Raw genomic sequence first — 12,020 nt, 5'->3', positions numbered from 1 at the left:
TACGGGTTTTGCGTGCCTGCAAAGCCTCGGGTCACGCCCCTTCAACCGCCCCATTTTCTGCCGACGCCGCCGCCCACATGTCAGCCGTCATCTGCGGTTCCCTGGCCTACGACACCATCATGGTGTTCCCCGACCAGTTCAAGAACCACATCCTTCCGGACAAGGTCCACATCCTCAACGTGTCCTTTCTGGTGCCGCAGATGCGGCGCGAGTTCGGCGGCTGTGCGGGCAACATCGCCTACAACCTGAAGCTCCTGGGCGGCGATCCGCTGCCGCTGGCCACCGTCGGGCAGGATTTCGGTCCCTATCGCGAGCACCTGCTGCGTTGCGGTATCCGCCTGGAGGGCGTGCGCGTGTTCGAGGACCAGTTCACGCCGCAGTGCTTCATCACCACCGACCTCGACAACAACCAGCTCACCGCTTTCCATCCCGGGGCGATGGCCAGCTCGCACCACAACCACGTGGCCGATCTGGACGACGTCGAATTCGGCATCGTCGCGCCGGACGGCCGCGAGGCCATGCTGCAGCACTGCCGCGATTTCGCCGCGCGGGGCGTGCCGTTCATCTTCGACCCTGGCCAGGCGATCCCGCTGTTCAGCGGCGATGAGTTCCGATCGATGATCGGGCTTGCGACCTACGTCATCGTCAACGACTACGAATCGCAGCTGCTGCAGCAGCGCACCGGCTGGAGCGCCGCCGAGATCGCGTCGCGTACGCGCGCCTACATCGTCACGCTGGGGCCGCGCGGCTCACTGATCCACACGGAAGGGGGCGTGCTCCAGATCCCGGCCGCGCGCGAGCGCCACGTGGTCGACCCCACCGGCTGCGGCGATGCCTACCGCGCCGGGCTCATCTTCGGCCTGATGAAGGGCTACGACTGGCCCACGATCGGGCGCATGGCCTCGCTGATGGGCGCGCTCAAGGTGGAGCACCACGGCACGCAGAACCAGCGCTTCACCTACGACGAATTCGCCGCGGCCTTCCAGGAACAGTTCGGCTACGCGCTCGGCTGAAATCGCCCCCCGATAGCCGGCGCTGGATGGCGCCGAGCATCGTGCTGCGGGCCGCCCCGCAAAAGATGCCGAAACGAAAAGCCCGGGCCGGACCCGGGCCTTTCGCTGCACGCCGGCGGGTGTCACTTTTTCTTCGGCAGGTACAGATCGGTGACGGTGCCTTCGTAGACCTCCGCGGCCATCGCGATCGTCTCGCTCAGGGTCGGATGCGGATGGATGGTGAGCGCGATGTCGGCCGCCTCCGCGCCCATCTCGATCGCCAGCGCGACCTCGCCGATCAGATCGCCCGCGCGCGGGCCGACGATGCCGCCGCCGATCACCCGATGCGTGGCCTCGTCGAACAACAGCTTGGTGAAGCCTTCGGTGCGGTCGATGCCAAGTGCGCGCCCGCTCGCCGCCCACGGGAACTTGCCCACGCCGACTTTCAGGCCCTTCTCCCTCGCCTCGCGCTCGGTCACGCCGACCCAGGCGATTTCCGGATCGGTGTAGGCCACCGACGGGATCACCCGCGCATCGAAATGGCTCTTCATGCCGGCGACCACCTCGGCTGCCACGCGCGCCTCGTGGGTGGCCTTGTGCGCGAGCATCGGCTGGCCGACCAGATCGCCGATGGCGTAGATGTGCGGCACGTTGGTGCGCATCTGCGTGTCGACCTCGATGAAGCCGCGCTCGGTGACCTTGACGCCGGCCTGCTCGGCGCCGATCGCCTTGCCGTTGGGCGTGCGGCCGACCGCGACCAGCACGCGATCGAACAGCGTGGTCTCGGGGATGCTCTCGCCTTCGTACTTGACCTCGATGCCCTGCTTGCCGGCCTTGGCCTCGACCACTTTGGTCTTGAGATGCACGCCCTTGAGCTTCTTGCCCAGGCGCTGGGCGAGCGGCTTGACCAGATCGGCATCGGCGCCGGGGATGAGCTGGTCCATGAACTCGACCACGGTCACCGCGCTGCCCAGCGCGGCGTAGACGGTCGCCATCTCCAGACCGATGATGCCGCCGCCGACCACCAGCAACTTGCCGGGCACGTCCTCGAGCGCCAGCGCGCCGGTGGAATCCATCACCCGCGGGTCGTCCCAGGGGAAGGCCGGCAGATGCACGGCCTGCGAACCGGCGGCGATGATGGCCTGTTCGAAGCGGATCAGCTTGACGCCATCGGACGTCTTTACTTCCATTTCATGCGGCGAGACGAAACGGCCCGTGCCCTGCACCGTGCGCACCTTGCGCTGCTTGGCCATGCCGGCCAGACCGCCGGTGAGCTTGCCGACCACCTTGTTCTTGAAGTCGCGCAGCTTGGCGAGGTCGATCTTCGGCGCGCCGAAGTCGATGCCGTGCGCGGCCATCGCCGCCGCCTCGTCGATCACCTCGGCGGCGTGCAGCAGCGCCTTGGACGGAATGCAGCCGACGTTGAGGCAGACGCCACCAAGCGTGGCGTAACGCTCGACCAGCACGGTGTCGACGCCGAGATCGGCGGCACGGAAGGCGGCGGTGTAACCGCCGGGGCCCGAACCCAGCACGACCAGCGCGCATTCGATGTCGGCGGCCCTTCCGGATGACGCTGCCGCCTGCGGCGACCTCGCGCCCTCGCTCCGTCCGGCAGAGGTCGCGGGTGCGGAGCGAGGGCCCGCCGGAACGCCGCCGGGCGCGGACTGCGGCGAGGCCACCCCGTCGCTCCGGCCTTCTCCCTGGCGGGGAGAAGCCGCCGTCGCGGCGCCGTCGGCGGTCTCGAGCACGGCGATCACGCTGCCCTCGGACACGCTATCGCCCACCTTGACCTTGATCTCGCGGATCACGCCGGCGGCGCTGGCGGGCACTTCCATCGTCGCCTTGTCCGATTCCAAAGTGACGAGGCCCTGGTCCTTTTCGACCCGGTCGCCGGGTTTGACCAGCACTTCGATCACCGGCACGTCCTTGTAGCCGCCGATGTCGGGAACCTTGAGCTCGAGGGTGTTGGCCATGGATGTTTTCCTCGGAAAGTCAGTCATGTTCGGCGCCGGGGCCGGGGATCGACCGGCCGCGGCGGCGGAGAGGGATTTTCGACGATGTCGCGCTCCACGTCGCGCACCGCGTCGTTGTCGCGCGCGGCGTGCATGCCGGCGTCACCACGCGGGGGTGGTGCCTGCCCCTCGTCCTGCGCCGGCTGGCTCCAGGACTTGATGTGCAGGTCGCGCCGCAACAGCGGCAGCGCGATGCCGTGGCGTTCCAGCGCCGAGTGCAACGCCCAGTAATAGGCCGCGGTGACCGCGCCCGGACGTCGCGTGGCCTCGGCGGTCAGCCATACCACCAGCGAGAATTGCAGCGCGGAGTCGCCAAAACCGGTGAGCCAGACCTGCGGCGCGCGCGGTCCGTCCAGCCGCAGGGTGAAAGGCACCTCGGCGGCCGCTTCCAGGGCCGCCTGCTTGACCCGCTCCTTGTCGGTGCCATAGGCGACCGCAAAGGGGACCTTGAGCCTGCGCGAAACCTCGCGCCGCCAGGTCCAGTTGACCACGCGCCCGCTGACGAACTCGGAATTGGGCACCAGGATGTCGATGGCGTCATTGGTGGTGATGCGGGTCGCGCGGATGTAGATGTCGCGGACGTGGCCATGCACGCCGGAAGCCAGCTCGACGAAATCACCGATCTTGAGGCTGCGGTCGAACAACAGGATCAAGCCGGAAACGAAATTGTTGAAGATCGCCTGCAGACCAAACCCCAGCCCCACGCCAATGGCGCCGGCCAGCACCGCGAAACGGGTGATCGGGATGCCGGTGGCATTGAGTGCGAGCAGCACGCCGACGATCAGCAGGACGTAATGGGTCAGCCGCTCGACGGTATAGATGGCCGACTGGTTGATGTCGTCGTGAGAGAGCGCATAGCGGCGCAGCACACGACGGACGATGAACGAGGCGGCCAGGAAGACGGCCAGCACCAGCAGCGCGGCAAGCAACGACCCGACCGTAACATCGATACCGCTCACGGTGAGCAGGCGGGTGTCCATCCATGCGTTGAATTCCCGCACGCTGCGATGCCAGCCCGCGGGCACGGCGCGACCGAGCCCGGAAAGCGGCGCCACGCGGTCCTCGCGGTCGGCCGCACCAGGCAGCAGGGCCCACGCCAGACCGCTCATGGCCGGCCGGCTATGCCCGGCCCTGCCCGGCACGCCAGCCCAGGCGAGCGCGGGCGACCTGCTGGCCACGACGCCGGCGCCGGACGCCTGGCACGGCATGACGAGCCCACTCAGAGCAGCAGACGACGGATGTCGCCGAGCTGACGCGCGAGGAAGGCGGCAAAGCGCGCGGCGAGCGCGCCGTCGATCACGCGATGGTCGTAGGAGAGCGACAGCGGCAGCATCAGTCGCGGCACGAACTCGCTGCCGTTCCAGACCGGCTTCATCTGCGCTTTGGAGACGCCCAGGATGGCCACTTCCGGCGCGTTGACGATCGGCGTGAACGCGGTGCCGCCGATGCCGCCGAGCGAGGAGATGGAAAAGCAACCGCCGGACATCTCGTTGGGCCCGAGCTTCTTCTCGCGCGCCTTCTTGGAGATTTCAGCCAGCTCGCGGGCGAGATCGAGCAGCCCCTTCTTGTCGACGTCGCGGATCACCGGCACCACCAGCCCGTCGGGCGTATCCACCGCGATGCCGATGTGGAAATACTTCTTGAGGATCAGCTTCTCGCCGGACTCGTCCAGCGAGGCGTTGAACTGCGGAAAGGCCTTCAGCGCCGCCACCGCCGCCTTCATCTGGAACACCAGCGGAGTGATCTTGAGCTCCTTGTGCTCCGCGCCGAGCTGCTTGCGGAAGGCTTCCAGCTCGGTGATGTCGGCCTCCTCGTGCTGGGTGACGTGCGGGATCATCACCCAGTTGCGGGCGAGGTTGGCGCCGGAAATCTTCTGGATGCGCGAGAGCGGCTTTTCCTCGATCGGGCCGAACTTGGCGAAGTCCACCTTCGGCCACGGCAGCAGATTGAGACCACCGGCCGACACCTGCGCGCCCTGCACCGGCCGCGCGCCGGCGGCGAGCGCGTGCTTGACGTAGGCGGCGACGTCCTCGCGCAGGATGCGGCCGCCGCGGCCGGAACCCTTCACCTGGCGGATGTCCACGCCCAGCTCGCGGGCGAAGGCGCGCACCGCCGGCGTGGCGTAGGGCGCATCGCCCGGCATCACGATCTTGGCGTCGATGGGCGGACGGATCTGTGGCGGCAGGTCGCCCTCCGGCGCATTGCCGGGGAGCACCGCGCGGCCGCCGAGCGGCTGCGGTTTCTCCTCCACCTGCGCCGCCGCTTCCGGCTGCGGATGCGTGGTCGACGAAGCGACGGACGGCGCGGCCTCCGCTCCTTGCGCCTCGAGCAGCGCGATGAGATCGCCGGCGGAAAGCTCGTCGCCCACCTTGACCTTGAGCTCCTTGACCACGCCGGCGAACGGCGCGGGGACTTCCATGGTCGCCTTGTCCGACTCCAGGGTGATGAGCCCCTGGTCCTTTTCCACCCGGTCGCCGGGCTTGACCAGCACCTCGATCACCGGCACGTGGTCATGGCCGCTCAAGTCCGGCACGCGCACTTCGCGCAGGGCCGATGGCGCCGAGGAGGCCACCTCGCGCGCTGGCTCCGGCGCTGCCTGCGCAGGCGGATTCGCCGCCGCCGGCGGTGCGGCGGGCTTGGCCGGCGATGCCTGCTCGCTCCGCTCGCCGGAGGAAGCCGCACCGGCCTCGGCGGCCGCTTCGACGATGGCGATCACGCTGCCTTCGGACACCGTGTCGCCCACCTTGACCTTGAGCTCCTTGACCACGCCGGCGAACGGCGCGGGGACTTCCATGGTCGCCTTGTCCGACTCCAGGGTGATGAGCCCCTGGTCCTTCTCCACCCGGTCGCCGGGCTTGACCAGCACCTCGATCACCGGCACATCGTGATAACCGCCAATGTCGGGGACGCGAACTTCTTTGGAATCGGACATGGGCACTCCTTGAAGGGATGGCGGGCGACGGCGGTCGATGCGAAGGCCGCCATGATAACCAAGGCACGCGCCGCACGGACTGGCCATGCCACGATCGGGCCGCGATTCCTTACGCCGCGGCGGTCACGGTCAATCGCCGCAGCCATAAAACCGGCACCGTCCGCGACGACACGGCTCGGCCCGCCCGACATGCCACGGCTGCCAGACGCGGCATCAGGCCCCGGTCGAGCGGCGCAGCCAATCACGCAGGAACGGCACGGTGACGCGGCGCCGGGCGGCGAGCGAGGCGCGGTCGAGCCGGTCGAGCAGCCCGAACAGGGCATCGAGCTCGCGGCTCTCGTGGACGAACAGCCAGTCGAGCACGGCGGCGTCCAGGTGCAGGCCACGTTCGGCGGCGTAGCGGCGCACCACCTCGCGCCGCGCCGGCTCGTCCAGCGGCTGCAGCAAGAAACGCACACAGGCGCCGAGCCGCGAACGCAGGTCGGGCAGCTCGATGCCCAGGCCCGCCGGCGCGGCGGCGGCGGCGAACAGCAGGCAGCCACCGGCGGCCCGGGTCGCGTTGTAGAGGTCGAACAGGGCGTGCTCGGCGGCGCGATCCCCGGCGACATGCTCCAGCTCGTCCAGCGCCAGCAGCTCCGCCCCGGCGCTGCCGCGCAGCGCCTCGGCCCGCTCACTCAGGCTGCCGAGCGGCAGATACTGGGCGCGCCGTCCCTGGACGCTGGCCGCCTGGCAAGCGGCCAGCAGAAGATGGCTGCGGCCGCTACCGGCGGGACCGTGCAGATACACCCATGGCGCGCCCTCGGTCTCGGCGGCGCGGCGCACCGCCGCCAGCGCGGCGGCATTGCCGCCCGGATGAAAAAACTCGAAGCGCTGACGATGCGGCCAACGCAGGAGCAGCGGCAGCTGCGCACTCATGACGCGTCGTGATGCTCGGGCGGCACCTGGGGGGGCACCGGCCGCACGGTGACCTCCACCTCGGCGATCACCGGGTCGGCGCGGCCCGAGCGGGTGTACAGCGCACTCCTCCGATAGCGCTCCATGAGATAGCGCAGCACGACCACGATCACCGAGGCGGCCGGCAGCGCCAGCAGCACGCCGAGGAAGCCGAACAGATAGCCGCCGGCGAGCACGGCGAACATCACCGCCACCGGATGCAGGCCGATCTTGTCGCCGACCAGCTTGGGCACCAGCACGTAGCCTTCCAGCAGCTGCCCGAGCGTGAACACCGCGCAGACCAGGAGCAGGTGCGGCCAGTCGCCGTACTGGACCAGGACCGCGATGATCGCGGCGGCGAACCCGCTGATGAAGCCGAGATAAGGCACGAAACTGAGCAAGCCGGCGACCATGCCGATCAAGGGGCCGACCGAGAGTCCGACCAGGCCGAGACCGGCGCCGTAGAACACGCCGAGCGCCACCATCACCAGCAACTGTCCGCGCACGAACGCGCCCAGCACCGCATCAGCCTCGCGGGCCAGATGCGCCACCGTGGGCTCGATCGAACGCGGCAGCAGGTTGTCCACGTAGGCCACCATGCGGTCCCAGTCGCGCAGCAGGTAGAAGCCCACCACCGGGATCAGCACCAGGTTGCTGAGCCACAACACCACGCCGATCGAGGAGCGCGACACCTTGCCGAGCACCACGCCCGCGATGCTGCCGATCGAACCCAAGTGCTCGCGCACCACGTCCACCAGCCGTTGGGTGTCGAACACGTGCGGATCCAGGTGCAGCTTGGCCTGGATCCACGGCAGCGCCACGTGCTGGACCCAGTCGCCGTAGCGCGGCAGGTTGTTGATCAGGTTCTCCACTTGGCGCACCAGCAGCGGCACCAGCAGCAGCAGCGCGCCGACCAGCAACAACAGCAAAAACACGTAGACGATGCTCACCGCCAGCGTGCGCCCGAGCCCGAAGCGTTCGAGCCGATCGGCCAGCGGATCGCCGAGATAGGCCAGCGTGGCGGCGAGCACGAAGGGCATCAGCACCGGCGCGAGCAGCCAGACCAGCCAGCCGATCACCAGTACGATCGCCAGCAATTGCCAGCGTTGGGCAGTGTCCTCGTTCACGGCAGCATCCTCATCGGGTGAACGGGGCGCCATGGCGCCACGTGGATATCCCCGGGCCTCGGGGTTCAGTGCAGCCAGCGCAGACCGGCATCCGCACCGGCATGATCCTGGGCCTGGATCAGCCGCCCACCCAGGGTGATGCCGGCGACGAAGCCCGGCGCCGGCACGCTGGTCTGCAGCGAGAACAGCATGCCCTGCTCGCTGGCCGTCGTCGTGGCGATCTGACGCACCGCGGGATTGGCGCGCAGCATGGCGAGAAAGCCGGCATAGTCGAGCGCCGAGTCCAGCCCTTCCACCCACAGCGTGACGTTGCTCGGCGCGCTGCCGATCACATTGAGCCGGCTGCCCAGGTGATCGGCCAGGGCATTGCCCGCCTCGGCCAGCAAGGCCGTCTGGCTCGCCGCCTGGCTGCTCCACTGCTGCGGCTGGCCGCCGCTGACCAGCGTCCACTCGGCGCGCGCGCCCTTGAGGTGGCCGATCAGGATCAGGCCGGTGTGATAGCGCTCGCCGACCGCCGCCAGCGCGGCCGGATCGGCGGCGGCCAGGCGCGCCGGATCGGGCAGCGCCGCCGGGTCGGCGGTCAGCAGCGTGCTGCCGCGAGCGGACAACGCCTGAGCCAGCGGCTGGAGCGCCTCCGCACCGAGCGGCTGGCCATCGGCCCCATACACCACCGCGAGCACTGGCGGTTTGGCCGCGACGGCGCCGACGCCGAGCTGTTCGAGCGTGCGGCGCACCGCATCCGGATCGAACACGACCTGCAGCGCCAGCGCATTGCCGGATCGCTGGTATTGATACTGCTGCACGAGGCCGGAGGCGCCCTTCAGGGCCTCGGCATAGCCGGGCCGCGTGCGCAGGTCCTGTCCGCCGGCCAGCCGCGCCAGCACCTGCGCGAGCGCAGTACCGATGGCCCCGTCGCGCTGGCCATCGCTGGTGTCGGCCACCGGCACCACCACGCTGTAGGGCGAGGCGCCCACGGCGGCCTGCCGGGCGCAGACGCCCGGCGCCGCCAGGAAGCCGGCCAGACACAGGAGGAACGACAGGCAGGCAAGGCGCATGGGCGAAGGAGGGCCAGTCAAGATGGCCCCAAGTCTGCCCAAAGCGCCCGGCAGCGTCCATCGACACCGGCGCGATGGGCTAAAATCCGCCGTTTTCCCGCAAGGTCAACGCCATGTCCGACGCCCTCACCTACCGCGCCGCCGGCGTGGACATCGACGCCGGCAACGCCGTGGTCGAACGCATCAAGCCGTGGGTCAGGCGTACCCTGCGTCCCGGCGTGATGGGCGGCCTCGGCGGCTTCGGCGCGCTGTTCGATCTTTCCGGCCGCTACCACGAGCCGGTGCTGGTCTCCGGCACCGACGGCGTCGGCACCAAGCTCAAGCTCGCCCAGACGCTGGGCCGCCACGGCAGCATCGGCATCGACCTGGTCGGCATGTGCGTCAACGACGTGCTGGTGCAGGGTGCCGAGCCCCTGTTCTTTCTGGACTACTTCGCCACCGGCAAGCTGGAGGTGGACACCGCCGTCGAGGTGATCGCCGGCATCGCCAAAGGCTGCGAACTGGCCGGCTGCGCGCTGATCGGCGGCGAGACCGCGGAGATGCCGGACATGTACCCGCCGGGCGAATATGACCTGGCCGGCTTCGCCGTCGGCGCGGCGGAAAAATCGCGCCTCTTGACCGGCGAGGCCATCGTCGCCGGCGACGTGCTGCTCGGCATCGCCTCCTCCGGGCCGCATTCCAACGGCTATTCGCTGATCCGCCGGATCGTCGAGCGCGCCGGCGCGCCGTTCGATCTGGACCTGGGCGGCGTCACCCTGGCCGATGCGCTGATGGCGCCGACCACGATCTACGTCAAGCCGGTCCTCGAGCTCCTGAACCAGACGACGGTGCACGGTCTGGCGCACATCACCGGCGGCGGGCTGAAGGAAAACATCATCCGCGTGGTGCCCGATGGCCTCGGCCTGGCCATCGATGCCGGGGCGATCGCGCTGCCGCCGGTGTTCGATTGGCTGCGCCGCGAGGGCAAGGTGCCGGATGAGGAAATGTGGCGCACCTTCAACTGCGGCATCGGCTTCGTGGTGATCCTGCCACGCGACGCCGTCGCCGCCGCCGGCGCCGTGCTGGCCCGGCACGGCCTGGCCAGCCGGGTGATCGGCGAGGTGGTGCGCGCCGAGGGCGCCGAGCGCGTGCGCATCGGCTGATGCCGCCCGTGCCGCCGGAGCCAGGTATCCGCACCGACGGGCATCCCGCCATGCCCGTGCCGCTGCGCATCGCCGTGCTCGCCTCCGGGCGCGGCAGCAACCTCCAGGCGCTGATCCAGGCGCGCGCGGCCGGCGCGCTGCCGGTCGACTTCGTCCTCGTCGGCAGCGACAAGGCCGATGCCGGCGCGCTGCGGCATGCGCACGAGGCCGGCATCGCCACCTTCTTTCTCGACCCGAAAGACTTCGCCGACCGCCGCGCCTACGACGCCGCGCTGTTCGAGCGCATCGCCGCGAGCGGCGCCGAACTCGTCGTGCTGGCCGGTTTCATGCGCATCCTCGACGGCGCGGTGCTGGCGCCGTGGGTCGGCCGCGTGATCAACATCCACCCTTCGCTGCTGCCGCGTTACCGCGGCCTGCACACGCATCGACGCGCCCTCGCCGCCGGCGATGCCGAGCACGGCACGAGCGTGCACTACGTCACCAGCGAGCTCGACGGCGGGCCGGTGATCGCACAGGCGCGGCTGGCGATCCTGCCGGGCGATGACGAACAGACCCTGGCCGCACGCGTGCTCGCCCTGGAACACCGGCTGCTGCCGGCGGTGGTGGCGCTGATCGCGCAGCGGCGTCTGCGCCATCTCGCGCCCGACGGCGTGGCGCTGGATGGTCATCGCCTGGCGGCGCCGCTCGTCCTGCACGGCGAGACCCTGCGCGCGCCTTCGGCGTGAAGTCCGCCTTCTGCACGGAGCGTTCAGCCCGGCCCGGTAGACTTTGCGGCATGAAAACCTTGCCTTTCCTATCCCGTTGCCTCGTGCTTTGCCTGCTGTTCGTCGCGACCGCGCCGGTCAGCGCCGCCGACCGGCCGGCTCCGTTCACCGCCACCTACCGGGTGCTGCAGGCCGGCCAGACGATCGGCGAGGCGACGATCACGCTCAAGGCGGTCGGCGCCGATGTCTGGGAATACAGCAACCAGAGCCGCGGCACCGCGGGTCTGGCGGCCGCCATGGGTGCCAGCTCCAGCGAGACCACGCGCCTGCGCTGGCGCGGCGCCATGCCGGAAACCGTCAGCTACGACTACCGCATGGACGCGGCGATCAAGAGCAAGCACCGCCACACCGACGTGGACTGGAAGGCGCAGAAGGTCAGCGTCGACGATGGCAAGGGGCCGATGAACTACCCCAGCGCGCCGGGACTGGTCGACCGCAACCTGCTGCCGTTCGCGCTGGGCCTCGCGCTGCGCGCCGGACAGAAGGACATCACGCTGCCGGTGGCGGTCAAGCGCGAGGTGGAACAGCAGCACTACCGCGTCACCGGCGAGGAGGACGTCAGCGTCCCGGCCGGACACTTCAAGGCGCTCAGGCTCGAACGCGTCGACACCGACCGGGCCTACGTCGCCTGGTACGTGCCGGCGCGTTATCCGGTGCCGGTGCGGCTCAGCCAGAAAGGCGACGGCGACCTCGAATTGCAGCTTCAGGGTTACCGGCAACCCTGAGGTTTCGCAGGCGCGTCTGCCGTTCCCTGCGCCTGCATCTGAGCGCGCAGCTGGTGCCGGACGCGCGGCTGCACGCTCACGAAATCGCAGACGACGCCGGCGGCCACGATGCCGAGCATGGCCGGCAGCAGCGGCCACCACACCGATCCATACCGCCAGGGCGCGGTCACTGCCGCAAGCAGGATGCCGCCGGCAAAAAACGCCAGGCGAACAGCGCTGCCATTTGCCGCGGGCCCGTAGCGCGATACCGCCTCGCTCCAGCACCGGCGCCGTTCCCGGGCATCCAGGCCGGTCAGTTCGGGGATGTCGCGCAGACGTCCAGGCATGACGGTTCTGTT

At 69.7% G+C, this 12,020-nt stretch carries 11 protein-coding genes; 4 read left to right on the top strand and 7 right to left on the bottom strand.

Features of this window, described 5'->3' with window-relative positions; genetic code table 11:
- The first annotated feature begins 77 nt into the window (after positions 1–77).
- On the top strand, positions 78–1,013 hold the full coding sequence (locus tag ALSL_RS04175) for a carbohydrate kinase family protein (RefSeq protein WP_126536723.1): 936 nt from the start codon (positions 78–80) through the stop codon (positions 1,011–1,013).
- Between the two features lie 122 nt (positions 1,014–1,135).
- Here ALSL_RS04175 and lpdA read toward each other — a convergent pair whose 3' ends face one another.
- From lpdA to ALSL_RS04145, 6 genes are all read right to left on the bottom strand, one after another.
- The gene (gene lpdA, locus ALSL_RS04170) at positions 1,136–2,965 is read right to left on the bottom strand and encodes a dihydrolipoyl dehydrogenase (RefSeq protein ID WP_126536721.1); all 1,830 of its coding nucleotides are present in this window, start codon (positions 2,963–2,965) and stop codon (positions 1,136–1,138) included.
- Positions 2,966–2,988: 23 nt separating this feature from the next.
- The gene (locus ALSL_RS04165; protein WP_231700288.1) at positions 2,989–4,113 is read right to left on the bottom strand and encodes a mechanosensitive ion channel family protein; all 1,125 of its coding nucleotides are present in this window, start codon (positions 4,111–4,113) and stop codon (positions 2,989–2,991) included.
- A gap of 110 nt (positions 4,114–4,223) precedes the next feature.
- On the bottom strand, positions 4,224–5,936 hold the full coding sequence (gene aceF / locus ALSL_RS04160) for a dihydrolipoyllysine-residue acetyltransferase (protein ID WP_126536719.1): 1,713 nt from the start codon (positions 5,934–5,936) through the stop codon (positions 4,224–4,226).
- A gap of 213 nt (positions 5,937–6,149) precedes the next feature.
- Positions 6,150–6,851 (bottom strand): DnaA regulatory inactivator Hda, encoded by a 702-nt coding sequence (gene hda, locus ALSL_RS04155; RefSeq protein ID WP_126536717.1) that lies wholly within the window; start codon positions 6,849–6,851, stop codon positions 6,150–6,152.
- Positions 6,848–8,029: an AI-2E family transporter gene (locus ALSL_RS04150; protein WP_126536715.1), complete on the bottom strand. Its 1,182-nt coding sequence runs from the start codon at positions 8,027–8,029 to the stop codon at positions 6,848–6,850. The genes hda and ALSL_RS04150 overlap by 4 nt, the downstream gene beginning before the upstream one ends.
- Before the next feature lie 32 nt (positions 8,030–8,061).
- Positions 8,062–9,051, bottom strand: a complete 990-nt coding sequence (locus ALSL_RS04145; protein ID WP_126536713.1) for a DUF2066 domain-containing protein — start codon at positions 9,049–9,051, stop codon at positions 8,062–8,064.
- A gap of 113 nt (positions 9,052–9,164) precedes the next feature.
- Here ALSL_RS04145 and purM point away from each other — a divergent pair, with 113 nt between their 5' ends.
- The 3 genes from purM to ALSL_RS04130 are packed head-to-tail and all read left to right on the top strand — an operon-like array spanning position 9,165 to position 11,682.
- Positions 9,165–10,193 carry a phosphoribosylformylglycinamidine cyclo-ligase gene (gene purM / locus ALSL_RS04140; protein WP_126536711.1) on the top strand — a complete coding sequence of 343 codons (1,029 nt, stop codon included), beginning with the start codon at positions 9,165–9,167 and terminating at the stop codon, positions 10,191–10,193.
- Positions 10,194–10,243: 50 nt separating this feature from the next.
- Positions 10,244–10,918 carry a phosphoribosylglycinamide formyltransferase gene (purN, locus tag ALSL_RS04135; protein WP_126536709.1) on the top strand — a complete coding sequence of 225 codons (675 nt, stop codon included), beginning with the start codon at positions 10,244–10,246 and terminating at the stop codon, positions 10,916–10,918.
- Between the two features lie 50 nt (positions 10,919–10,968).
- Positions 10,969–11,682, top strand: coding sequence for a DUF3108 domain-containing protein (locus ALSL_RS04130; protein WP_126536707.1), 714 nt, complete (start codon positions 10,969–10,971; stop codon positions 11,680–11,682).
- Here ALSL_RS04130 and ALSL_RS04125 read toward each other — a convergent pair.
- A complete protein-coding gene (locus ALSL_RS04125) occupies positions 11,667–12,008 on the bottom strand; it encodes a hypothetical protein (protein WP_126536705.1) in 342 nt (113 codons plus the stop codon). The genes ALSL_RS04130 and ALSL_RS04125 overlap by 16 nt on opposite strands.
- Between the last annotated feature and the right edge of the window lie 12 nt (positions 12,009–12,020).

This window comes from Aerosticca soli, assembly GCF_003967035.1.
Lineage (GTDB): Bacteria > Pseudomonadota > Gammaproteobacteria > Xanthomonadales > Rhodanobacteraceae > Aerosticca > Aerosticca soli.
Note: the sequence above shows the minus strand (reverse complement) of the source record. Positions and strands in the feature narration are given on the sequence as shown.

Bases quoted from the DNA above. Each gene is read 5' to 3' on its own strand.
- ALSL_RS04175 (WP_126536723.1), top strand. From the start codon at position 78: ATGTCAGCCGTCATCTGCGGTTCCCTGGCCTACGACACCATCATGGTG.
- lpdA (WP_126536721.1), bottom strand. From the start codon at position 2,965: ATGGCCAACACCCTCGAGCTCAAGGTTCCCGACATCGGCGGCTACAAG.
- ALSL_RS04165 (WP_231700288.1), bottom strand. From the start codon at position 4,113: ATGAGCGGTCTGGCGTGGGCCCTGCTGCCTGGTGCGGCCGACCGCGAG.
- aceF (WP_126536719.1), bottom strand. From the start codon at position 5,936: ATGTCCGATTCCAAAGAAGTTCGCGTCCCCGACATTGGCGGTTATCAC.
- hda (WP_126536717.1), bottom strand. From the start codon at position 6,851: ATGAGTGCGCAGCTGCCGCTGCTCCTGCGTTGGCCGCATCGTCAGCGC.
- ALSL_RS04150 (WP_126536715.1), bottom strand. From the start codon at position 8,029: ATGGCGCCCCGTTCACCCGATGAGGATGCTGCCGTGAACGAGGACACT.
- ALSL_RS04145 (WP_126536713.1), bottom strand. From the start codon at position 9,051: ATGCGCCTTGCCTGCCTGTCGTTCCTCCTGTGTCTGGCCGGCTTCCTG.
- purM (WP_126536711.1), top strand. From the start codon at position 9,165: ATGTCCGACGCCCTCACCTACCGCGCCGCCGGCGTGGACATCGACGCC.
- purN (WP_126536709.1), top strand. From the start codon at position 10,244: ATGCCCGTGCCGCTGCGCATCGCCGTGCTCGCCTCCGGGCGCGGCAGC.
- ALSL_RS04130 (WP_126536707.1), top strand. From the start codon at position 10,969: ATGAAAACCTTGCCTTTCCTATCCCGTTGCCTCGTGCTTTGCCTGCTG.
- ALSL_RS04125 (WP_126536705.1), bottom strand. From the start codon at position 12,008: ATGCCTGGACGTCTGCGCGACATCCCCGAACTGACCGGCCTGGATGCC.